This window comes from Paraoerskovia marina, assembly GCF_900105445.1.
GTDB lineage: Bacteria > Actinomycetota > Actinomycetes > Actinomycetales > Cellulomonadaceae > Paraoerskovia > Paraoerskovia marina.
The window spans coordinates 1,901,472-1,923,433 of the sequence record NZ_LT629776.1; the positions used below are offsets into that span (position 1 = coordinate 1,901,472).

At 72.6% G+C, this 21,962-nt stretch carries 22 protein-coding genes; 9 read left to right on the plus strand and 13 right to left on the minus strand.

The genetic code is table 11. The features are described 5' to 3' along the window. Positions 1 to 326 precede the first annotated feature (326 nt). On the plus strand, positions 327 to 671 hold the full coding sequence (locus tag BLU20_RS08525) for an RNA polymerase-binding protein RbpA (RefSeq protein ID WP_029253409.1): 345 nt from the start codon (positions 327 to 329) through the stop codon (positions 669 to 671). 75 nt (positions 672 to 746) lie between these two features. On the opposite strand, the gene lnt is transcribed toward BLU20_RS08525, so the two are convergent. The 9 genes from lnt to BLU20_RS08570 all read right to left on the minus strand — a co-directional run bounded on the left by lnt (position 747) and on the right by BLU20_RS08570 (position 11,418). Then, positions 747 to 2,306, minus strand: coding sequence for an apolipoprotein N-acyltransferase (gene lnt, locus BLU20_RS08530; protein ID WP_083372252.1), 1,560 nt, complete (start codon positions 2,304 to 2,306; stop codon positions 747 to 749). Positions 2,307 to 2,362: 56 nt separating this feature from the next. Then, positions 2,363 to 4,030: an amidohydrolase gene (locus BLU20_RS08535; RefSeq protein WP_083372992.1), complete on the minus strand. Its 1,668-nt coding sequence runs from the start codon at positions 4,028 to 4,030 to the stop codon at positions 2,363 to 2,365. A gap of 83 nt (positions 4,031 to 4,113) precedes the next feature. Next, positions 4,114 to 6,987, minus strand: a complete 2,874-nt coding sequence (locus BLU20_RS08540; protein WP_083372253.1) for a DEAD/DEAH box helicase — start codon at positions 6,985 to 6,987, stop codon at positions 4,114 to 4,116. A gap of 9 nt (positions 6,988 to 6,996) precedes the next feature. Beyond that, the gene (locus BLU20_RS08545; RefSeq protein ID WP_083372254.1) at positions 6,997 to 7,908 is read right to left on the minus strand and encodes a diacylglycerol/lipid kinase family protein; all 912 of its coding nucleotides are present in this window, start codon (positions 7,906 to 7,908) and stop codon (positions 6,997 to 6,999) included. After that, entirely contained in the window at positions 7,905 to 8,693 is a 789-nt protein-coding gene (tatC, locus tag BLU20_RS08550; protein ID WP_331713050.1) for a twin-arginine translocase subunit TatC, read from the minus strand. The genes BLU20_RS08545 and tatC overlap by 4 nt, the downstream gene beginning before the upstream one ends. 2 nt (positions 8,694 to 8,695) lie before the next feature. Beyond that, positions 8,696 to 9,043 carry a twin-arginine translocase TatA/TatE family subunit gene (locus BLU20_RS08555; RefSeq protein ID WP_052367088.1) on the minus strand — a complete coding sequence of 116 codons (348 nt, stop codon included), beginning with the start codon at positions 9,041 to 9,043 and terminating at the stop codon, positions 8,696 to 8,698. Beyond that, positions 9,040 to 9,426, minus strand: coding sequence for a hypothetical protein (locus tag BLU20_RS08560; RefSeq protein ID WP_083372256.1), 387 nt, complete (start codon positions 9,424 to 9,426; stop codon positions 9,040 to 9,042). Before BLU20_RS08560 ends, BLU20_RS08555 begins: the two co-directional genes overlap by 4 nt. Before the next feature lie 5 nt (positions 9,427 to 9,431). Then, positions 9,432 to 10,406, minus strand: coding sequence for a helix-turn-helix transcriptional regulator (locus tag BLU20_RS08565; RefSeq protein WP_083372257.1), 975 nt, complete (start codon positions 10,404 to 10,406; stop codon positions 9,432 to 9,434). Continuing rightward, positions 10,399 to 11,418, minus strand: a complete 1,020-nt coding sequence (locus tag BLU20_RS08570) for a helix-turn-helix transcriptional regulator (RefSeq protein ID WP_231959164.1) — start codon at positions 11,416 to 11,418, stop codon at positions 10,399 to 10,401. The genes BLU20_RS08565 and BLU20_RS08570 overlap by 8 nt, the downstream gene beginning before the upstream one ends. Before the next feature lie 34 nt (positions 11,419 to 11,452). On the opposite strand from BLU20_RS08570, the gene BLU20_RS08575 reads away from it, so the two are divergent. The 7 genes from BLU20_RS08575 to BLU20_RS08600 all read left to right on the plus strand — a co-directional run bounded on the left by BLU20_RS08575 (position 11,453) and on the right by BLU20_RS08600 (position 17,346). Continuing rightward, entirely contained in the window at positions 11,453 to 12,607 is a 1,155-nt protein-coding gene (locus BLU20_RS08575; RefSeq protein ID WP_172829054.1) for a DUF3866 family protein, read from the plus strand. Then, positions 12,604 to 13,350 (plus strand): DUF4129 domain-containing protein, encoded by a 747-nt coding sequence (locus tag BLU20_RS08580; protein WP_083372259.1) that lies wholly within the window; start codon positions 12,604 to 12,606, stop codon positions 13,348 to 13,350. Before BLU20_RS08575 ends, BLU20_RS08580 begins: the two co-directional genes overlap by 4 nt. Continuing rightward, on the plus strand, positions 13,347 to 13,877 hold the full coding sequence (locus tag BLU20_RS08585; protein ID WP_083372260.1) for a hypothetical protein: 531 nt from the start codon (positions 13,347 to 13,349) through the stop codon (positions 13,875 to 13,877). Before BLU20_RS08580 ends, BLU20_RS08585 begins: the two co-directional genes overlap by 4 nt. Further along, positions 13,874 to 14,881: an AAA family ATPase gene (locus tag BLU20_RS08590; RefSeq protein WP_083372261.1), complete on the plus strand. Its 1,008-nt coding sequence runs from the start codon at positions 13,874 to 13,876 to the stop codon at positions 14,879 to 14,881. The genes BLU20_RS08585 and BLU20_RS08590 overlap by 4 nt, the downstream gene beginning before the upstream one ends. After that, positions 14,878 to 16,164, plus strand: a complete 1,287-nt coding sequence (locus BLU20_RS08595; RefSeq protein WP_083372262.1) for a DUF58 domain-containing protein — start codon at positions 14,878 to 14,880, stop codon at positions 16,162 to 16,164. The genes BLU20_RS08590 and BLU20_RS08595 overlap by 4 nt, the downstream gene beginning before the upstream one ends. Next, complete coding sequence (locus BLU20_RS13770) at positions 16,161 to 16,679, plus strand: hypothetical protein (protein ID WP_157270408.1); 519 nt, start codon at positions 16,161 to 16,163, stop codon at positions 16,677 to 16,679. Before BLU20_RS08595 ends, BLU20_RS13770 begins: the two co-directional genes overlap by 4 nt. A 91-nt stretch (positions 16,680 to 16,770) precedes the next feature. Continuing rightward, on the plus strand, positions 16,771 to 17,346 hold the full coding sequence (locus BLU20_RS08600) for a Dps family protein (RefSeq protein ID WP_083372263.1): 576 nt from the start codon (positions 16,771 to 16,773) through the stop codon (positions 17,344 to 17,346). A 12-nt stretch (positions 17,347 to 17,358) separates the two neighbouring features. Here the strand turns inward: BLU20_RS08600 and BLU20_RS08605 are convergent, their stop codons facing one another. After that, positions 17,359 to 17,898 (minus strand): site-specific integrase, encoded by a 540-nt coding sequence (locus BLU20_RS08605; protein ID WP_231959165.1) that lies wholly within the window; start codon positions 17,896 to 17,898, stop codon positions 17,359 to 17,361. Positions 17,899 to 18,088: 190 nt separating this feature from the next. Between BLU20_RS08605 and BLU20_RS08610 the strand changes: the two genes are divergently transcribed. Continuing rightward, complete coding sequence (locus BLU20_RS08610) at positions 18,089 to 18,745, plus strand: IMPACT family protein (RefSeq protein ID WP_083372994.1); 657 nt, start codon at positions 18,089 to 18,091, stop codon at positions 18,743 to 18,745. 3 nt (positions 18,746 to 18,748) lie between these two features. On the opposite strand, the gene BLU20_RS08615 is transcribed toward BLU20_RS08610, so the two are convergent. The 3 genes from BLU20_RS08615 to BLU20_RS08625 form a co-directional block, all read right to left on the minus strand. Next, complete coding sequence (locus BLU20_RS08615; RefSeq protein ID WP_083372264.1) at positions 18,749 to 20,161, minus strand: UTP--glucose-1-phosphate uridylyltransferase; 1,413 nt, start codon at positions 20,159 to 20,161, stop codon at positions 18,749 to 18,751. A gap of 91 nt (positions 20,162 to 20,252) precedes the next feature. Further along, entirely contained in the window at positions 20,253 to 20,873 is a 621-nt protein-coding gene (locus tag BLU20_RS08620; RefSeq protein WP_029253389.1) for an L-threonylcarbamoyladenylate synthase, read from the minus strand. A 49-nt stretch (positions 20,874 to 20,922) separates the two neighbouring features. Next, positions 20,923 to 21,912, minus strand: a complete 990-nt coding sequence (locus BLU20_RS08625; RefSeq protein ID WP_083372265.1) for a threonine ammonia-lyase — start codon at positions 21,910 to 21,912, stop codon at positions 20,923 to 20,925. Positions 21,913 to 21,962: the final 50 nt, after the last annotated feature.

Below are 21,962 nucleotides of genomic sequence, written 5' to 3' on the forward strand. Positions count from 1 at the left end.
CGCTCCCCTGCTCTGGCCCCGCGCGATCCGTTAGTTGAATCTGATCGCAATTCTCGTGTCGTGCGTCACCCGCGATGCAGGGCTTGCTCTGTGCGACCCGCAGGATCTCACCGATCGTCAGGACCTACCACGAGTGCGTGCGCGGTGGCGAAGTTGCGGCGAGAGCGCCGGACCGACACTCTGGTCCGGTCCCGCACGCGGGACGCCCCCCATGACATTCACCGGACCTTCACGCGTTCACGGAACACCGGGCCCGAAGAAGCCGTTGAATGTCAGTGACGGCGACTGCTGTCATTCGACGCTTCCACTACCCCTTGGAGGATCACATGCCCGACCGCTCGCTGCGTGGGATGAGCATCGGTTCGAAGAGCATGGAGTCGGACGAGGGCGTCGACTTCGCCCCGCGCTTCCAGGCCAACTACGACTGCCCGAACGGGCACACCATCATCCTGCCGTTCTCCACCGAGGCTGAGGTCCCGCCCGTGTGGGAGTGCCGCTGTGGTGCCGAGGCTCTGCTGCGGGACGCCGAGCGTCCTGAGATGAAGGCGGGCAAGGCGCCGCGTACGCACTGGGACATGCTCCTGGAGCGTCGCACGGTCAAGGAGCTCGAGGAGCTCCTCGAGGAGCGACTCGAGCTGCTGCACGCGGGCAAGCTGCGCCGTTCGGCCTGATGCCTTGACGCGGACCGTCGAGGTCCGAACCGACGAAGGGCGTCGTGATCCACCACGGATCACGACGCCCTTCGTCTATGCCCGACGCCGGCGGCTGGCGACGACGCCGGTGCCGAGGAGGATCAGTGCGACGCCCCAGATGATGAGCTCGGGCCATGCCCCGAGGAAGACGGCCGGGGTGATCGTGGTCCGCAGCGGCAGGTCGGCGATCATCTGGTCCGCGGTGAAGAGGTCGGTCTGCTCGAGCATCGTCCCGTCGGCGGCAATGACGCCGGAGACCCCGACCGTCGAGATCTGGACCGTGGAGCGACCGGTCTCGATCGCGCGCAGTTGGGACATCGCGAGCTGCTGGGTCGACTCGGCGGTGAAGCCGAACGACGCGTTGTTGGTGGGGACCACCAGCAGCTCTCCCCCGTCTCGGATCGACTGCTGGACGGTGTCGTCGTAGGCCACCTCGAAGCAGATGATGGTCGCCAGGGGGACGGTGCGGCCCAGGTCTGGTACGTCGAGGTCGACGACGGCGGGCCCGTCCCCCGCGATCATGTCGTTGGTGACTCGGTCGACCTGGTCGGTGAACAGGCCGACGAACCCGCGCATGGGGATGTACTCGCCGAACGGTGCGGGACGTTGCTTGGCGTACCGGTCGGTGACGCCGACCCCGGGCTCCCACAGGAGTGCGACGTTGTACCGGCCGCCGGTGTCGGGGAACTCCTGGGCGCCGACGAGGATCGGTGCGTCCACGGCCTGTGCGGCCTCGTCGATGTCTGCCGCGACGTCGGGCGTCGTCTGCGGGTCGAGGTCGGAGCCGTTCTCCGGCCAGAGCACGATGTCGAGCTCCCCGGGTTCCACGTCGTCGAGGAGGTCGAAGGTGCCGTCGACGTGGTTCTGGAGGACCTCTCCCCTGTTGGCGAACGACCCGAGGCCGGGTTCGGCGACGTTGCCCTGGACGGCTCCGACCGCGAGCGTCCCGGACTGTGCGTCGGTGCTCAGAGGGACGAGCAGCCCGCCGAGGACGAGCACCACCGCGGTGCCGGCGCCCGCGAGCGCCGGGGTGCGGTGGGTTCGGCGTGCGGTGATGAGGGTGACGGCGAGGAGTGTTCCGGTGAGGGTGACGGCGAGGGAGACGGCGGGGATGCTGCCGAGCCAGGCGTAGTGGCCGAGGGGTGACTGGGCTTGGGAGAAGCCGAGTCGGGCCCAGGCGAAGCCGCCGAAGGGCCAGGAGGAGCGGAACTGTTCGACGGCGACCCAGAGCACGCTGAAGGCGAGGGCCTGCAGGAGGAGGTGGCGTTGGACGAGGGGTGTGCGCCGGGTCCAGGTCCAGGTGGCGCCGAAGAGTGCGAAGAAGGCGGCTTGCAGGGCGCTGAGTGCGATCCAGGGAAGGACGGTGGTGGCTTCGTAGGACCACCACAGGTGCGGCAGGAGGAAGGTCAGGCCGAGGACGAGTCCGGTGAGGGCGTTCCATCCGGCGTGGTCGCGGCGCAGGGCGAGGAACGCGAGGGTCGTGCCTACGGGGGCCAGGGGCCAGATCCCGGCGTCGGGGAAGGCGAGGAACAGTGCGGCGCCGCCTGCGACGGCGAGGTAGATCGACAGGGCCCGGCTTGGTGGGGCGATGTCGGGTCGGGGGCCTGGTTCCATGCGCGCCAGCCTACGGCTCGCCTGTGAGTGGTCGGTCCACGGGTGGGTGGTGCGGGTCAGTAGGTGTCGTAGAGCACGACGCCGTCGCGCATGGTGTGCAGGCAGGTGGGGTCTGGTTCGTCGGGTCCGACGGCGGGCAGCAGGGGTGTGCCGGAGCGGACGTCGGTGGACCAGCTGGAGGCGCGTTGCTTGCCGCCCTGGACGGCGTAGTGGTCGGCGCGCCAGACGGCGAGGTGTGCGGGTGCTCCGACGCGGATCTCCCCTGCCCCGGTGTGTTCGAGTCCGGCGAGCCGCCATCCTCCGCGGGTGTGGGCGCGGAAGGCGGCGCGGGCGGAGATGCGCTGGTCGGGGTCGACGTGTTCGAGGCAGGCGCGGACGGCTCCCCAGGGGTCGACGGGGGTGACGGGTGCGTCGGAGCCGAAGGCGATCGGGATCCCTGCGGACGCGAGGTCGGAGAACGCGTTGATGCCGTCGATCCGGGTGCCGCCGAGGCGTGCGGCGTACATGCCGTCGGCTCCGCCCCAGGCGGCGTCGAACCCTGGTTGGATGCTCAGGCTCACGCCGAGCAGCAGCAGGGCGGCGAGCGCCTGCGCGTCGACCATGGGTGCGTGCTCGATCCGGTGTCCGCGGGCGCGCAGGGCGCTGTTGCCCTCGATGTCGGAGGCTGTCTTGAGGCCGATGAGGAACTCGTCCATGGCGCGGTCGCCGATGACGTGGAATCCGCCCTGGGTCTTGGCGCGGGTGACGGCGGACAGGTGGTTGGCGACCTGTTCGGCGGTCAGGTAGAGCAGTCCGCGTCCGTCGGGGCCGCCGGCCTGGGCGTGGGCGTCGTGGGTGAGGTCGGAGTATCGGCTGCGCAGGGCTGCGGTGCGCGAGCCGAGGGAGCCGTCGACGTCGAGGTCTCCGCCGATGCCGGTGAGGCCGGGGATGTCGGCGAGGAGGGCGCGGGCGTCGTCGGCGGTCTCGCAGAGCTCTCCGCGGTAGCCGATGACGAGGGGGTGCCCGCTGGCGGGGTCGGCGGTGGTGGACAGCAGTTCGCGCAGTCCGGCCCGGGTGTCGATGTGGGGGGCGGAGTTCTCGTGGATGGAGGCGATGCCGTGGGAGGCGGCGTGGTCGAGGACGGTGCGGTAGAGGTTGGTGCGCTGGGCGGGCGAGAGCTCGCGTGCGGCGTCGCGTGCGGCGTCGTTGGCGTCGGCCGTGACCCATCCGTCCTCCGACCATCCGGTGTACCGGGCGAGTCCGGCGCTGGTGGCGAGCGCGGTCGACACGACGGCGGAGTGCACGTCGACCCGGGCGGCATAGACGCGTGCTCCGGCGGTGGCGTGGTCGATCTCGGCGGCGGTCGGTGCCCGGTGCTCGGGCCATTCGGTCTCGTCCCACCCGAAGGCGCGCAGCACCTCGTCGGCGTCGGTGGCCGGGCGCTCGCGGGCGGCGGTGGCCAGGACGCGCAGTGCGTCGTCGAGGCTGTGCACTCCCCCGCGGGGCGAGAGGTCGACGCCGGTCAGGGCGAGTCCGGTCTCCAGGGTGTGGACGTGGGCGTCGACGAAGGCGGGGGCGACGAGCGCGCCGTCGAGCTCGATGACGCGGTCGGCTCGGTGCGCGAGGCCGTCGGCGGTGTCGTTGGCACCGATCCAGGTGATGACGCCGTCGGCGACGAGGAGGGCCTCGGCGAACGGGTCGGCCGAGGAGTGGATGATGCCGCCGCGGTAGAGAGTCGTAGCCACGTCTCGCACCCTAGGGCACGTGGGGAGGTTTGCGGGACCGGGTGTGACGGAGTTGTGATGTTTGGGCCGGTGTGCCCGTTGTCCTAGAGGCTGGAGTAGGCCACGACGCCGCGGTGCAGCGACTTCAGGGCGGTGCGGGCCGTGGACCGGGTGCCGGTGGTGGGCGCGGCCTGGGCGAGCTGGTCGAGGACGTCGATGACCTGCTTGCACTGGCGGACGAAGTCTCCGGCGGTCAGGTCGGTGTCGCGCAGGACGAACTCGAGCGATCGGCCGGTGGCCCACCGGTGGACGGGGCGCACGATCCCGAAGTCCGGCTGGTTGGTCGTGGCGACCTTGTGCGCTGCCTCGAGGTCGTCGACGGACGACCAGACGCGCACGGTCTCGTGCAGGGCGTGGGCCAGGCGACCGTCGGGCCCGCCGGGGACCGGCGGGTCGGACGCGTCGTCGCGACGCGCCTGGTAGACGAGCGTCGAGACGGCGGCGGCGAGCGCCGGGGCGTCGAGGTCGTCCCAGGTGCCGCGGCGCAGGCACTCGGCGAGGACGAGGTCGTTCTCGGCGTACAGGCGGCGCAGCCAGCGTCCGGCGTCGGTGACGGTGACGTTCCCGTCGGTGACGTCGAGGTAGTCGAGCTCGGTCAGGACGTCGCAGATGTGGTCGAAGGTGCGGGCGATGGTCCCGGTGCGCCCTTCGACACGGCGCACGAGGGCCGCGTGCTCGGTGCGAAGCCGTGCCCACCTCTCTCCCCAGCGGGCGTGGTCCTCGCGCTCGGGGCAGTCGTGGCAGGGGTGGCTGCGCAGCTGGCGGCGCAGGCGGGCGAGCTCGGTGTCCTCCGGAGCGCTTGCCGGCGCCTTGGTACGGTGGGCTGTGCGGGGGCCGTCGTGCTGGGTCAGGGCGTGGCGGACCGTCTGGGCGAGGTCGCGGCGGTGGGCGCTGACGCGGGCGTTGAAGCCGCGCGGCACCCGGACCCGGGTGACGACGCGCACGCCGCCGGGGGCGTCGTCGGCGGTCAGGTGGGTGGTGCGGCGGTCGGCGTCCAGGACGAGGGGGCGGGGGCCGTCGAAGTTGCGTTCGCCGGTCGCGACGACGGTGACGTAGCCGGCGCGTCGTCCTCCGAGGATCTGGACGACGTCCCCGGGGCGCAGGGCGTCGAGCGCGTCGGCGGTCTGTGCCCGTGCGGCGGTGCGGTCGCGGCGGGAGAGCTCCTTCTCCCGGTCACCGATGCGCCGGCGCAGGCTCTGGTACTCGCGGAAGTCCCCGCGGTCGCAGCGCATGGCCTGGGCGTACCCGTCGAGGGCCTCGGCGTGGGCCTGGGCCTGCTTGGCGAGCCCGACCACGCCCCGGTCGGCCTGGAACTGGGCGAAGGACGTCTCGAGGACGTCGCGGGCGCGGGCGCGACCGACCTGTTCGACGAGGTTGACGGCCATGTTGTACGTGGGCCGGAAGGACGACGTGAGCGGGTACAGGCGCCGGGAGGCGAGTCCCGCGAGCGCCACGGGGTCCAGGCCCTGGTGCTCGACGACGATCGCGTGCCCCTCGACGTCGATCCCCCGGCGGCCGGCACGTCCGGTCAGCTGGGTGTAGGCCCCGGGTGTCAGGTCGACGTGCCCGGTCCCGTCGAACTTGACGAGCTTCTCGAGCACGACGGAGCGCGCGGGCATGTTGATGCCCAGGGCGAGGGTCTCGGTGGCGAAGACGACCTTGACCAGCCCGGCGGCGAACAGCTCCTCGACGGTCTCCTTGAAGATCGGGAGCATCCCGGCGTGGTGGGCCGCGACCCCGCGTGCCAGGGACTCGGACCACGTGCGGTAGCCCAGGACGTCGAGGTCCTCGGGAGGCAGGGTGGCCGCGCGCGTCTCGACGATCTCGCGGATCTGGGACTCCTCGGCGGGGGTCGTCAGCCGCAGGCCGGCGCCGAGGCACTGTGCGACGGCGCCCTCGCACCCGGCTCGGGAGAAGATGAAGTAGATCGCGGGCAGCAGGTTCGCCTCGGCCAGGGTGTCGACGACGGCGAACCGGGCCGGTCCGCGACGCCCGACAGGGCGTCCCCCGCCCGCGGGTCCGCGTCGTCCGGCGTTCCGCCGTCCCCCACGTCCGCGATACCCGCGGTCGCCCCCGCGAGGTCCGCCGTCGTCGCGGCCGGCGCGCATCGCGGTGACGAGCTCGGGGCTGATGGGCGGGTTGGTGCCCGGGTCGGTGGGATCGACGTCGTGGGCGTACAGGTCCAGCAGCTCGGGCGGGCCGTGGTGCTGGCTGCGTGAGGAGACCACGACGTGCTGCCACAGCGGCACGGGACGGCGCTCGCTGACGATCACGGCCGTGTCGCCGCGGACCATGGCGAGCCAGTCGCCGAACTCCTCCGCGTTCGAGACCGTCGCCGACAGCGAGACGAGCTGGACGTCGTCGGGCAGGTGGATGATCACCTCTTCCCACACGGGCCCGCGGAACCGGTCGGCGAGGTAGTGGACCTCGTCCATGACGACGTACGCCAGCCCGTCGAGCGCACCCGACCCGGCGTAGAGCATGTTGCGCAGCACCTCTGTGGTCATCACGACCACGGGCGCGTCGGCGTTGACGGAGGTGTCGCCGGTCAGCAGCCCGACGTCGTCGGGGCCGTACCGGCGCACCAGGTCGGCGTACTTCTGGTTCGACAGCGCCTTGATGGGGGTGGTGTAAAAAGCCTTGCGTCCGGCCGCGAGGGCCAGGTGCACGGCGAACTCCCCCACCACGGTCTTGCCCGCGCCCGTGGGTGCGGCCACGAGGACCCCGGAACCGGCCTCCAGGGCCTGGCAGGCCTGGACCTGGAACGGGTCGAGGTCGAAGTCGAGGGGGGCCCGGAACCGGCCGAGCTCGCCGCGTTCGGCGGCGGCCCGCTCCTGGGCGGCCGCATACCGTTCGGCCGGCGACGTGCCGGTCTCCTCGGGGCTGGTCGTGCCGCTGGTGCTGCTGCGCTTGGCCATGTGGCCACCCTACGGTCCGGCGAGGACCAGCAGCGCGCCGGGGCGGACCTCCACCCGCAGGGGCAGCGGACCGAGGACCTCGCCGTCCGCGCAGGCGACCGGTGGCGCCGCACCGGCGGCCGTGGCCTCCAGCACGACGGCGGTGCTGCGGAAGGTCTCGATCCCCTGCGTGCGCAGGTGCGCCCCGCGGTACATCCCGGGAAAGATGGTCGCCGCCCGCACCCGGGAGAAGGCACGCGCGACGACGACGTCGAGCTGCCCGTCGTCGAGGACCGCGTCCGGGGCGATCCGGACCCCGCCGCCGACCACCGGGCCGTTCGCGACCGCGACCAGGGTGCCCGGCTGCTCCCAGACCCGGTCCCCCGCCACGACGCGGTACCCGTAGGGGCGGAATCGGCGCAGCTCGCCAACCACCGCACGGACGTACCGCATCGAGCCCTTCGAGCGGGTGTCGGCGCTCGCACGGGCGCTGACGGCGGCGTCCAGACCCGCGGACAGCACCCCGACGTACCAGCGCCCCACCGGGGTCGCGTAGGCGGCGTCGATCCGGCGCGGTCGCTCACCGGAGCGTGCGATCACGGCCAGGGCGGCGTCGACGTCGTGCACGGGAAGGCCGAGCGTCGTGGCCGTGTCGTTGCCCGACCCGACCGCCACCACACCGAGTGGCACGGACGTGGCCGCGCACGCGTTGACCCCCAGGTGCACCATGCCGTCTCCCCCGACCACGACCAGGACGTCGACGTGGTCGCCGGCCACGGCCGCCCGGGCGCTCGCGGCCGCTTTCTCGAGGGTCGGTGCGGACAGGTCGAGGACGTCGTGGCCCGCGGCACGCAGCGTCCCCAGGACGCGGGGTCCGGCGGGGGCGCCGCGGCCGGCCCCGGCGGTGGGGTTGACGACCACGCCGACGCGCTGGGGTCTCACGGACTCGCAGGGGCGGGGTCGGTGCTCGCGCGGCGGGCGACCTGTCGTCCGCGCAGGGCGCAGATTCCGACGGCCACGAAGTACAGCGCGCACACGGGCAGGGCGACCCAGATCATCGTGATGACGTCGGGCGTGGGTGTCATGACGGCGGCGAACGTGAACGACAGCAGGATGGCCCACCGCCACCCGTTGAGCCAGGTGCGTGCCTGGACGATCCCGAGGAACGTCAGGGCGACCATGACCACGGGGACGAGGAACGCGAACCCGAAGGCGAGGAGGAACCGCATGACGAAGCTCAGGTACGTCTGGGCGTCGATGAGGGAGGCAGAGCCGTCGGGGACGAACTCGAACAGGATGGAGACCGCGCGCGGGAGCATGAACCAGGCGACGGCGGCCCCGCCGAGGAAGAGCGGGACGGCGGAACCGAGGAACGCGAACGCGTAGCGCTTCTCGACGCGCGTGAGCCCCGGGGTGATGAACGCCCAGAACTGGTACAGCCACCAGGGGCTGGCGATCAGGATCCCGAGGAAGAACGAGATCTTGACCTTCATGTCGATCGCGGTGGCGACGCCGGCGAAGTTCAGGGCGGCGAGCCCGTCGCGTTCGGCGGCGACCTCCTCCATCGGGCGCTGCAGGAGCGCGAAGACGGTGTCGTAGACGATCCAACCGACCACGGCCCCGACGAGGATGCCGAGGCAGGCGAGGACGAGCCGGCGCCGGGCCTCGCGCAGGTGCTCGCGCAGTGCCATGCGCCGTTCGGGGTTGGCGCGTCGGGCGCCGGGCACGGCTACGCCTTCGGCGTGGTGCCGGGCGGCGTGGTGCCACCGTCGTCGCTGCTGGTGGTGCTCGCCGGGGTGCCGGGCTCGGTGCCCGGGGTGCTCGACGCCGGGGCGTTCGGCGCCTGAGGCGTCTCGGGCGTGTGGGTCGTCTGCGTGCCCGGGGTCGCGGGCGTCGTGCCGTCGCCGGCGGCGGGTGCGGCGGGTTCGTCGTCGCGGAGGTCCTTGACCTCCTTCTTGAAGATCTTCAGCGACTCGCCGACGGAGCGCGCCAGGTCGGGCAGCCGGCGGGACCCGAAGAGCAGGACGATCAGCAGGATCAGGATCAGGATCGTCGCCGGGTGGCGCAGGATGTTCACGTCGGGTCCTCGGTCTCGGTACGTGCGGGGGTGCGGACCTGGCCATCGTACGACCCTGGCCACTCGTCCCGCACCCATCGGCCCCAGGTCCGGCGGTGGCGGGCGGCCCGTGCGGCGCGCTGCGGTGCGTGCGACGCCCGGACGGCCCGGTACTCGGCCCGCAGCGTGTCAGGGTCGTCGTCGAGCCGCGCGCGGGCGACCGTGGGGTTCTCGGCGGCGACGCGTTCGAGCTCGTCCGCCCGCAGGCTCAGCTCGGCGGACACGGACTGCGCGCGTTCGAGCTCTCGGCCGAACTCCTTGGCCCGGGACCACACGTCGCGCAGGATCAGGCCGAGCGCGACGACGGCACCGACGACCAGCACGACCCACACGATCCACCACATGCCGCTCAGCCTAGCGTCGGGGGTGCGGGATCGAACGCGGCGTAGGCGTCCAGGGCGGCCTGGGCGTCGCGGGCGACGTCGGTGAGCAGGTCGGGCGGGCGCGCGTCGATCACGTAGCGGGCCTGCTCGGTCAGCAGGTGCAGGAGCCAGACGCGGTTGGCGACGCGCAGGTCGACCTCGAACGTCGCGTCGGGCAGGTCACGGACCGCGTCGACGGGCACCTGTTCCGCGATCCACCGCGCGGACGAGGCGAGGCGCACGGTCACGACGGGCGCGTCGTCGTCGGGGCGGAACGTCACGTCTCGGGGGACGTCGTGCTCGACGGTCGGCGTGTCGGTCACGTGGGCCGAGACGATGCGGTCGGTGCGGAAGGTCCGGCGTGCCTGGGCCCGGTAGCACCAGGCCAGCAGGTAGGTCGAGGCGTCGCGGGTGTGCAGCTCGATCGGGTCGACGTCCCGCTCGCTGAGGTTGTCGGCCGCGTCCGCGTACGTCAGGTGCAGGCGGCGGCCGCTCGACAGCGCGGTGCGGATGGCGTGGACGACGTCGGGGCGCCCGGGCGGTGACAGGCGCACGTCCAGGGCGGCGGCGGCCTCCCCGGTGGCCGTGGACAGCTTGGCGAGCACCGAGTCGAGGACGGCCTCGCGGCCGTCCTCGTCGGCGACGGTCTCGCGCAGCGCGCGCAGGGCGGCCACGAGGGCGACGGCCTCCCGGGTGCCCAGACGCAACGGGCGGGTGATGCCGCGGCCGTCGATCAGGCGGACCACACCACGTTCCATGGACGCCGCGTCGAAGTCGATCAGGTCCTGCGGCCAGTACCCGGGGGTGCCCGCGACCCAGAGCTGGTCCACGTCCTTGAGGATCTGGGCCCCGGTGACGTCGAAGCGCCGTGCGAGATCCTCGACCCGCGCGGGCCCGGCGCTCTGCAGGTACGTGACCAGGCCCAGGAGTCGGACGAGCCGTTCGTCGGCGCGCTCAGCCACGGTCCGCCCCCAGTCGTGCCGCCGCCCGCAGTCGTTCGAGCACGGCTTCTCGCAGCTCGGTGGGTCCGAGCACCACCACGGCGGCCCCGTACCCGGCGATCTCGTCCGCCATCGCGGAGAGCTGGCCGTACGGCACCTCGACGACGTCCCGCACCTCCGCCTCCGCCTCCGCCTCCATCGGCGTCGTCGACCCCGGCGCGTGGCCCCGCACCGTCGCGCCGACGGTGCCGCGTGCCCGCACCGCCCCGGCCCGCTCGGGCAGGACGGCGAGGCGCGCGACCTGCTCGGGGCCGCCCGCCGTCGACAAGAACGCGTCGACGTCGACGTCGGCCGGCACCGTGTACTCCCCCGCCGCCCCGGCGAGCCGCACGGACCCGACCATGCGGGACAGACGGTAGGAACGTGGCGCCCGGCGCTCGCGGTCGTGGCCGATCAGGTACCACCCGCCCCCGCGGGCGGCGACCCGCCAGGGTTCGACGTGCCGCTGCGCCGTCTCGCCGGTGTTCGCGGCGTGGTAGCCGAAGCGCACGGGCGTGGCGGTGCCGATCGCGTCGAGCAGCGGGCCCAGAGCCCCGCCGGCGGCACTGACGCGCGGGGCGAGACCGGCGACGATGTCTGTCGCGGCCTCCGCGACGTCCGCGGCGCGGATCTTGGTCAGCGCCCGCGACGTGTCGGTCGCGATCGAGCGGTCCTGCCACAGCTGCGCCGCGAGCGACAGAACGCCCAGCTCGGCGGGGGTGAGGTCGAGCGCCCCGAGCGCGTAGGCGTCCTGGTCGACGCGATAGCCGATCTCGTCGGCATGCCCACCGGGGTCGACGGTCACGATCGGCACTCCCAGGTCGCGCAACGTGTCCTTGTCCCGCTCGAACATCCGTTCGAACGCCTCGACGGTCGGTGCCTGGTCGTACCCGGCGACCGACGTGCGGATCTGCTGCTTCGACATCGCGGTGGACGTGTTGACCAGGGCGATGACGAGATTGAGCAGCCGTTCGGCCGGTGGGGTGCGGGTCACTTCCCCCACGCTAGCGGGCGGTACGCTCGTGCGCGTGATCACCTGGCGTTCCGGCACGGTCGTGTCGCACGGAAAGTCCTGGACGGGGGCGCAGGAGCTGCGCGTCGACCTCCACGACGCCGCGCACGACCCCGCACTCCCCGACCACGTCCGCGCGCTGGCGTACACCGACGTCGTCGGCACCCCCGCGGTCGGCGACCGGGTGACGCTCAACGTCTCCGCGCTGGCCCGCGGGCTCGGCACGGGAGGCTACGCGCTCGTCGTCGCCTCCCCCGACGCCCTGCCGCCCGATCCCGCCCCCGGACCCGGTCACCTCGTCAAGGCGCGCTACACCCCGCTGCAGACCCTCGTGCTCGGGGCCGACGAGCAGGAGTCGGACCACCACGCCCTCCTGGCCGACGCCGACGACCTCGCCGCGCTGCCCGTGGTCGTCGCCGACCTGCACTCGGCCGTGCCCGCCGTCGTCGCCGGGGCGCGGCACGGTGCGGCGCTCGCGGGCCGACCTGCACCCCGCGTGGTCTATGTCATGCCCGACGGCGGTGCGCTGCCCGTCGCGTTCTCCCGCACCGTCTCGGCCCTGCGCGACGCCGACTGGCTCACCTCCTGCATCACGGTCGGACAGGCCTACGGCGGCGACCACGAGGCCGTCACCGTCCACACCGGCCTGCTGACCGCACACCTGGTCGAGCACGCCGACCTCGTCGTCCTCGCCCAGGGCCCCGGCAACCTCGGCACCGGGACCCGCTGGGGGTTCTCCGGCGTCCAGGCCGGCGAGGCCCTCAACGCCGCCGGCGTCCTCGGCGGACACCCCGTGGCCTCCCTGCGGGTCTCCGGCGCCGACGCCCGGGACCGCCACCGTGGGATCTCCCACCACTCGTTGACGACGTACGGGCGCGTTGCCACCAGCCCCGCCGACGTCCCCGTCCCCGCGCGCACGCCCCAGACCCCCGCCGGTGCGTGGGACGCCGACCTCGACGCCCGCGTCCGCGACCAGGCCCGGGCGCTCGCGGCCCCGCACGGGCGACACCGGCTCGTGGACGTGCCCGTGGAGCCCGCCCTGCTCGAGGCGCTCGCGGACTGTCCCGTGCGGCTGTCCACGATGGGCCGCGGCCTGCACGAGGACCCGGCGTCGTTCGTCGCGGCCGCGGCCGCCGGGGTCCATGCCGAGCAGGTAGCCTGCCGACGGTGAGCGAGGCACACCGCGGGGGGCACCGCGTCCGGATCGTTGCCGCCGCGGTGGTCGCCTGCCTGGTCGTGCTCGTCGCGGCGACCGCGACGCCTTGGGTGGTGGACGTGACCATCGGCGACCAGGATCCGGTCGACCCGGTCGCCCTCGACCCCACGATCCTCGAGTACAAACCCCCGGCACGCGGCGAGAGCACCGCGTGGAACCTCGGCGACCTGCCCCGGTGGACGGCACTGCTCCCGGTGCTCGCACTCGTCGGGGCGCTCGTCGCGCTCTTCGGTCGCGACGTGCTCCGATGGCTCCGCGACGTCGTCGACAGCCGGCGACGCCGCACGCCCACGTCGACGTCCGGCATGCCCTCCACCGGAGGCACCGTGGACGCGAGCAGCGTCACCGACTCCGTCCGGCACGCCGTCGGTGACGCCCACGCCGCGCTCGACGACCGGACCCGCGACCCGTCGGACGCCGTCGTCGCGGCCTGGGTCTCGCTCGAGGCCGCCACCGCCGACCTCGGCCTCGAACGCGACCCGACCCACACCCCCGGCGAGTACGTCCTCACGGTCCTCACCCGCACCGGGGCAGACCCGGACGCCGCCCGCGAGCTGCTCGCCCTGTACCACCGTGCACGGTTCGCCCACCACCACCTGTCCCCGGACGACCTCCGGGCGGCACACCGGAGCCTCGACCGCCTCACCGAGACCCTCACCGACCCCGCAGGACTCGACACGGAACCCGGAAGGCCATGACCGCCGCCCACGACCGGCGCGGCGTCACAGCACCCCTCGTCGTCGCCACCGCGCTCGGACTCGCCGCCTGGGCGTTCGGCGACCTCGCCGACGCCATCACCACCGCCGCACTCGTGCTGACCGTCGTCGCCGTCGCCCGCATCGCACCCCACGGAACCCGGGCCACCCCCACCGACCCGACCAGCCCGCGGCCCGGAGGAGCACGGCCCGACCTGGACCTGCTCGGCCGCGAGACCCTCCGCACCGACCGAACCGTCGGCGAACGAGCCGTCGCCCGCACCCTCGACCTCACCCGCGCCACGCTGATCCACCACGGCATCGACCCCACCTCACCCGCCGACCGCCCCGCCCGCGCCGCACTCCTCGGCAATACCGCCCCGGCCAACGAGAAGGCGCTCGCGGGCTCTTCGACCGCGCCCGTCACGGCGGCCGAGCTGCGGCGGTGGCTGGATGTTCTGGACACGCTGGGACCGGTGCCGACGGTGGCACCGGCCGACACCCCGACGACCGAAAGGCCCACACGATGACCTCGGAGCACCCGCGGACTGCACGAACGACGGACCAGCCGCCCCTGGGCGTCGAGGAGATCGCGGCGCTCGGCCAGGACGTGATGAGGGCGGTGCGGACCGTCGTGGTGGGCAGCCTCGACGCGCTCGAGATCGCGCTCGCGTCGATCCTCGCGGGTGGGCACGTGCTGTTCGAGGACGTCCCCGGGCTCGGCAAGACCGTCGCGGCGCGCAGCATCGCGCAGGCGCTCGGCCTGGACTTCGCGCGCATGCAGTGCACCCCTGACCTGCTGCCCGCGGACATCACGGGCTCGTACGTGCTGGACCCGGCGACGGCCGAGTTCGTGTTCCGGCCGGGGCCTGTGTTCACCGGGCTCTTCCTCGCGGACGAGATCAACCGCACGGCACCCAAGACGCAGTCGGCCCTGCTCGAGGCGATGGCGGAGGGTCAGGTCTCGGCCGAGGGGAGGACGTTCGCCCTGCCCACGCCGTTCCACGTCGTCGCGACGGCGAACCCGGTGGAGCACGAGGGCACCTATCCGCTGCCGGAGGCGCAGCTCGACAGGTTCATGGTCCGTCTGGCCGTCGGGTATCCCGACAGGCAGGACGAGGCGGAGATCGTGCACCGTCGACTCGTCCGGCGCACGGAGGCGACGCGTGTGGAGCAGGTGACCGACGCCGGGACGGTCCGAGAGATGCAGCGTGGTGTCGAGGGCGTCTCGGTCGACCCCGACGTCGTGCGGTACTGCGTCGACCTGGCCGCGGCGACGCGCAGCCACCACGCCGTCGAGGTCGGCGCCTCGCCCCGCGGGTCGCAGAACCTCGTCCTGCTCGCCCGCGCCGTCGCCGTCCTCGCGGGGCGTGACCACGTGCTCCCGGACGACGTGAAGAAGATCGCGGTCCCGGTGCTCGCGCACCGGCTGACCCTCACGCCCGCAGCGTGGGCCGCCGACACCGACCCGGCCACGGTCGTCGCCTCCGTGCTCGCCACGGTTCCCGGACCTGCCGCCGTCCCGAGCCGATGACCGAGCCCGGCGTCTGGTCAGCCACGCGCTACACGGTCCTGTCCGTCAGCGCGGGTGTGGTGCTGATGGGCCTCGGTCTGCTGCGGGGTGCTGCCGACGTCGCGCTCCTGGGCCTTCCCGTCCTCCTCGCCGGGCTGTGGGGCCTCGGATCCACGCCACGAACCCCCGGTACCGTGCGCCTCACCAAGGCACCGGCCGCGCCCGGTCGGGTCTCGGCCGTCCTCGAGCTGACGACACCCCCGGGCAGCGACGTCGTCGTCGCCCGCGTCGCCGTACCCCACCACGGCACGCTCGAGGCCGTCGTGCACGTCCCCCACGAGCGCCGCCTGACCCTGACCGCCCCCACGAGCAGGACGGGACCGCACCCGCCCTACCGTGCCACCACCCTCGCGCTCGGACCGCTCGGTGGACGCACCGACGACCCGCGCACCGCCACCGGCGAACCCAGCCTCGTCCTGCCCGCACCCACCGCACTGCGTGGCATCCCCGTCCCGCACGCGCTGCGCGGCCTCGTCGGACCGCACACCGCACGACGCGGCGGTGACGGCACCGAGCTGCGCGACATCGCACCCTTCACCCCCGGGGACCGCCTGCGCCGGATCGACTGGCGCGCCACCGCCAGACGAAGTCCCACGCTGCAGACCCTCTACGTGCGCCGGACCCTCGCCACCGCCGAGGCCACCGTCCTGCTCCTCGTCGACTCCCGCGACGACCTCAGCCCCGACCCCGCCGACTCGGGCATGCCGACTCCCACCCGGAGAGAACAAGGCTCCCTTGACCACGCGCGCGACGCCGCAGCCTCCGTGGCCGCCCATGCGCTCGACCGGGGGGACCGCGTCGGCCTCGAAGAGCTCAGCCGCTACCGACGCCCCGTCCCACCCGGCAGCGGACGCCGCCACCGACGCCGGATCCTGCACGCCCTCGCACACACCACCGCCCACGGCGAGGCCGAACCTCGACGACGAGCCCCGCACCTGCCCACCGGGGCCTACGTCTACCTCTTCTCCACCTTCATGGACGACACAGCCCTCACCCACGCCCTCACGTGGCGTGCCGCCGGCCACCAGGTCGTCGCCGTCGACACCCTCCCGAGACTCAGCACCGACCACCTCCCCCCGCACGTGGCCACCGCCTGGCGCATCATCCGCCTCGAACGCGCCAACCGGTTGCGCACGCTCGCCCGGCACGACATCACCGTGACCGCCTGGGCCCCCGACCGCGACGACGCACCGCCACCCGCGACTGCCCAGCTCCAGGCCGCCGGCCGCCGGAGAACGCGATGACGACCACCGAGAACACACCGCAGATCACCACCGCACCCACGCTCGGCGGCCGCACCCTCCGAATCGGCGCAGCCCTGCTCACCGCCGCCACCCTCCTCGTCGGACTCGCACCCACACACCTGCCCACCGCACTCGTCTCCGCCACCGTCGCCGTCGCAGCACTTCTGTGGCGGCCCAGCCTCCCCCTGCCCTGGATCACCCTCGCGCTCGTCGCACTCCCCCTGCTCGGCGACGACGGATTCACCCCCTACGCACTCGCCCTCGCACCCCTCGGCCACCTCACCGTTCGTGCCACCTGGTGGGCCCGCCACACGACCACCACGACCCGCGTCGAGACCCGCGCCCTGCGTACCGAGATCCGACCCGCCGCGACCATCCTCGCCACCACACTCACCATCGGCACCCTCGCCGCATGGGCCACGACGGCGCTCGCGGCCCAGATCGCCGTTCCGCTCGGGGCTGTCCTCCTTCTCGCCACGGTGCTGCTGGCCGCGCCGGCGCGATGGTGGCGGTAGAGCAGACGCCGGGCTGCGAGCACAGACCGGATCGGCCAACATGGTGGTGAAGGAGCCATAGCGGCTCCTCGCCAAGACGAAGGAGGCATCCATGTCGGCAGCACGCCTGCCCAAGTACACGGTCCCGTCGCTCACCGTCGAGACCGGCGCCAAGGTCGCGGAGATTCTCCAGCAGCGACTCGACGCGCTCAACGACCTCCAGCTCACGCTCAAGCACATCCACTGGAACGTCGTGGGCCCGCACTTCATCGCCGTGCACGAGATGATCGACCCCCAGGTCGACGCCGTGCGCGAGATGGTCGACACGATCGCCGAGCGCATCGCGACGCTGGGTGTGGCACCTCAGGGCACGCCCGGGGCGATCGTGGCGAACCGCACGTGGGACGACTACTCCCTCGGGCGGGCGTCGACGATCGCGCACCTGGGCGCGCTCGACACCGTCTACCAGGGCGTCATCTCCGACCACCGCGCAGCAGCGACCGCGACGGAGGATCTCGACGACGTCACGAACGACATCCTGATCGGGCACCTCCAGGAGCTGGAGCTCTTCCACTGGTTCGTCCGCGCCCACCTCGAGAGCGCCGGCGGATCGTTGAGCACGACCGACGCCGACGGCGAGTCGGAGTCGGCGAAGCTCGCCGAGAAGGACGCCCGCGGTACCGCCTGACACCGCGCACGCTCAACGCTCCTGAGACGACGGCCCCGGCGACCTGCCGGGGCCGTCGTCGTCCGTGTCCGTGGTGTGCAACCTGCGCTCGGCCGACTCGGTCCACGCACGCCGGACCTGCTCGAACCGCGTCGGCAGCGGAGGGCGCCGGCCCGCCCAACGGGCATTGGTGCGATGGACGTGCCGACGCCACGAGAGCACCAGACCCTGCTTGGTGATCGGCAGACCGCTGACCACCGTCGTCCCGTTGTCGTGCGTGTGGTGCACCGTCAGCAGCAGTGCCCGCGGTGCCGAGCCCTCGAGCTCTGCGCAAAGCTCTGCACGGACGTCGAACCAGCGCCGCAGGAGGATCACCTCGCTCGCGTCCAGCGGATGGACGACTCGTGTGCGGTGCTTGCCGTGGAAGACCTCGACCGTCCCCGCGGTCGCACGCGCGCCCTCCTCTCCCAGGTCGAACGAGTCGACACCACATCGCAGCAGGTCCGAGTAGCGGGCACCCGTCGCACGGGTCAGGGCGACGATGACGGCGAGCCTGACGATCTCCGGTTTCACCCCGGGGTCCATCGCGGCCGACGCGAGATCGCGCCAGACAGTCTCGGCCTCGTCCGTCGAGACGGTGGGTCGGGGGTACCTCCCCTCCTCCATGCTGTTTGGTGAGTTTTTCGGGTTTGGTGACATGGTTCGATAGTACCGCTTGGCACACTATTTTTCTCATGGCGAGAGAAGCCGTAGGCTCGTGACGATGCCGACCCCGCCGAACGCGACCCTTCTTGCCACCGTCGCCGCTCCCGTCTCGACCGAGACCGAGGTGAAGCGGTCGCGCTTCCTCGCCCACCTCTCCCCCGTGACGTCGGTCGACGAGGCGACGTCCGTGATCGCCGACCGACGCAGGTCGTTCTGGGATGCGCGTCACCACTGCACGGCGCTCGTCGTCGGCCCCTCGGGGGACGTTCAGCGCTCCTCCGACGACGGCGAGCCAGCCGGCACCGCGGGCGCTCCCCTGCTGGACGTCCTGCGCAAGCAGCACCTGACGGACGTCGTCGTGGTCGTGACCCGGTACTTCGGCGGGACGCTTCTCGGAGCAGGGGGCCTGATCCGCGCCTATTCCGGAGCGGCGGCGCTGGCGGTCGCCTCCGCGCACCGGGTGGAGCGTCGATACATGACGCGTGTCAGCGTCGCCGTCCCGCACGCGGAGGCGGGTCGGCTCGTCGCGTTGCTGCACACGTGGGCCGCGGAGCACGGTGCAGTCATGGGGACACCGTATTACGCCGAACAGGCCGTGCTCCTGCTCGACGTCGCCGACGCCGAGCTGGACCTGCTCGACGCCGACCTTGCGGCGGCGACGGGCGGCGCGACCCTCGCGTCCCGCGGCGAGCGGAGGGTCGTCGACGTCCCGTAGCGTCTAGGCGTCGCGGGACGCGAGCCCGTCGGGCCCGACCTCGGAGCGATCAGGGACGACGCCCCCTTCAGCACTGAGAACCGCCTCGCCCCGGACGCGGACATCGGCGCCGAACAACCAGTCCCCGTCCACCGTCAGCGCCCGGGCCTCGCGCAACGACGGTGCGCCGTTCGGGAATCGCGCGTCGAAGTCGTGCACGAGCTTGTACGCCGACGAGAGCGTGATCAACGGCGCGTCGACCTGTGCGACGAGCCGGTAGTCCTCGTCGAGCGCGTACACGTCGGACCGGAGCAGGAGCAGGTCGCTCGTGGTCTTGACCGGGAGGAACCGCGAGCGGTCGATCTCGATCGCCACGGCGCCGTCGAACACCTCGACGGCGGCTCCCATCGCCGACTCGATCTGCACGACCTTGGTGGACGACGGGTCGCTCGGGTCGACCGTCTTGTCGTTGCGGATCAGCGGGAGCTCGAGCACACCCCCGGTCCGGTCGAGCTCCGTCGAGAGCGCCTCGAGGTCGAGCCACAGGTTGTTCGTGTTGAAGTACCGGTGCTTCTCGATGTCTCCGGCGGCGTCAGCGTCCTCGGACGGCGTCTGCGCGGACTCGCGCAGGACGAGACGCCCGTCGTCCGTCCGGACGACGAGGTGGCCACCCTTGCGGTCCGCAGGGGTCCGCCGCGCGACCTCGGCGGCGAACGGCGCTCCCGAGGACGCGAACCAGCCGGCCATCGTCGCGTCCGGGGCGGCGCCGAGGTTGTCCGAGTTCGACACGCTCGCGTACCGGTACCCCGCGTCGAGGAGAGCACGTAGGACGCCCGAGGCGTACATGGCCGTGTAGAGGTCGCCGTGGCCGGGCGGGCACCACTCCAGCGCAGGGCTCGAGGGCCACTCGACCGGCTCGAGACCGTCCGCGGTGAGCTTCGGCTCACGGTTCTGGAGGAAGTCGAGAGGGAGCCCGTCCACCCGCAGGTCGGGGAACCGCCCGAGCGCCTCGAGGGTGTCGTCCTGGGTCGAGAACGAGTTCATCACCACGAGCGGCAGCGGCGCACCCGTCGCCCGACGGGCCGCACGGACCTGACCGACGATCACGTCGAGGAAGCTGAGGGACCGACCGTCCGGACCATCTTCGCGGACCGTGAGCAACGACTTGGCCCGGTCCATCCCCATCGACGTGCCCAGCCCGCCGTTCAGCTTGATGATCGCGGTCGAGGCCAACGCGTCGCGAGCGACCTCCGGGTCGACGTCGAGGTCCGCGTGCCTCGGCACGTCGGTGAGCGGACTCACCGTGCTCTCGGGGATCGTCCCCGTCTGACCGGCCTCGAGCAGGTCGTAGAAGCGGCTGAAGACGTCGATCGCCGTGGGGTGCACCCCGGCGTCGGACATCTTGGTGCGGGCGTGGTCCAGTCCGTCGCGGCTCATGCGCTCAGGCTATGCGGGTCGCCGACACCGGGCACGCCCGGTCCGCACCGTGTCGGTCACACCGGGTGACCCGCGGTCGCGCCGCCCGCGCTCAGAGGAAGCGCTCCACCGGCCCTGCCCCCTCCCGCACCACGACGGGCTCCCGCTCGGACCAGTCGACCACGGTCGTGGGCTCGGTGCCGCACTCCCCCGCGTCCACGACGGCGTCGACGAGATGGTCCAGCGTCTCCTTGATCTCCCAGCCGTCGGTCAGCGGCTCCTCGCGGTCCGGAAGGAGCAGGGTCGACGAGAGCAACGGCTCGCCGAGCTCACGAAGGATCGCCTGGACGACGCGGTTCTCCGGGATCCGGATGCCGACGGTCTTCTTCTTCGGGTGGGCGAGCCGGCGCGGCACCTCGGCCGTCGCGGGGAGGATGAACGTGTAGGGACCCGGGGTGGACGCCTTGATCGCACGGAAGGCATGGTTGTCGATCCGGACGAGCTGACCCATCTGCGAGAAGTCTGCGCACATCAGGGTGAAGTGGTGCTTGGCGTCAAGGTCGCGGACGGCACGGATCCGGTCGGTGCCGTGGGTGTTGCCCATGCGGGTGCCCAGCGCGTAGCACGAGTCCGTGGGGTAGGCGACGAGCGCGTCGTCCCGGAGCATCGCCACGACCTGCGCGATCGCCCGAGGCTGCGGGTCGTGGGGGTGTACGTCGAAGTAGCGGGCCATGCACCGAGGCTATGCCCGGGCGCGCAGTCGGGCACGCACGGCGCGCGGGCTAGTCCTGGAGCCCCGGCAGAAGCCGGCGCAGCTCCGCACCGGCGGCGTTCCCACCGGTGACGGGCACCCCGACGTGCCGTCCGGCGAAGCGCCCGGGGTCGGCGAGCACCGCCGCGAGTGCCGCGGCCCCCGCACCTTCGGCAAGGACGTGGGCGTCTGCGAGAAGAACCGTCTGCGCGTGGGCGATCTGCTGGTCGGTGACCGTGACGAAGTCGGTGAGGTGGTCGCGGAGGATCGACTGGGTGAACTCGAAGCCACGGCCGGTGGCGAGCCCTTCGGCCCTGGAGGTGTTCGCGCGCTTGACGCAGGCGCCGCCGTGCCAGGAGTCGTGGGCAGCGGGCGAGGCGGCGGACTGGACGGCGATCACCTCGATGTGAGGTGAGACCGCCGCCGCGACGAGACAGGCGGCGGCTGCACCGCTGCCACCGCCGACGGGGACGACGATGACGTCGAGGTCCGGCTCCTGCTCGACGAGCTCGAGGTAGGCGGTGCCGACCCCGGCGACGAGGCACGGTTCGGCAGCACTGACGAGTCGCGCGCCGGTGGTATCGGCGATCTCGCGTGCTCGTACCGCGGCCTCGTCGAACGTGGCTCCGTGCAGCTCGAGGGTCGCGCCGAGGTCACGGACGCTCTGCGCCTTGCCCGGGTTGTGGTTCTCCGGCATGACGATGGTGCACGGCGTCCCCGTGACCTGGGCGGCGTGGGCGAGAGCCTGGGCGTGGTTGCCGGTGGAGTAGGCGACGACGCCGGCCCGGCGCTCCTGCGACGTCGTGCGCAGGAGGAGGTTGAGCGCGCCGCGGACCTTGAACGCACCGGTGGGCAGGACGTCCTCCCGCTTGAGAGTGACACGGGTGCCCGCGGCCCTCGACAGAGCTGCGCAGGTGCGGGTGGGTGTTCGTTCGAGCTCGGAGGCCAGAAGCCGTCGCGCGTCGAGGACGTCCGCGAGGCAGGGCACGTCGGTGGGTGCTGGGCGCGTGGTCGTCGTCATGCTTCTACCGTCTCAGTGGATAACCCATCGGTCCAATAGTTCTTTTCTGG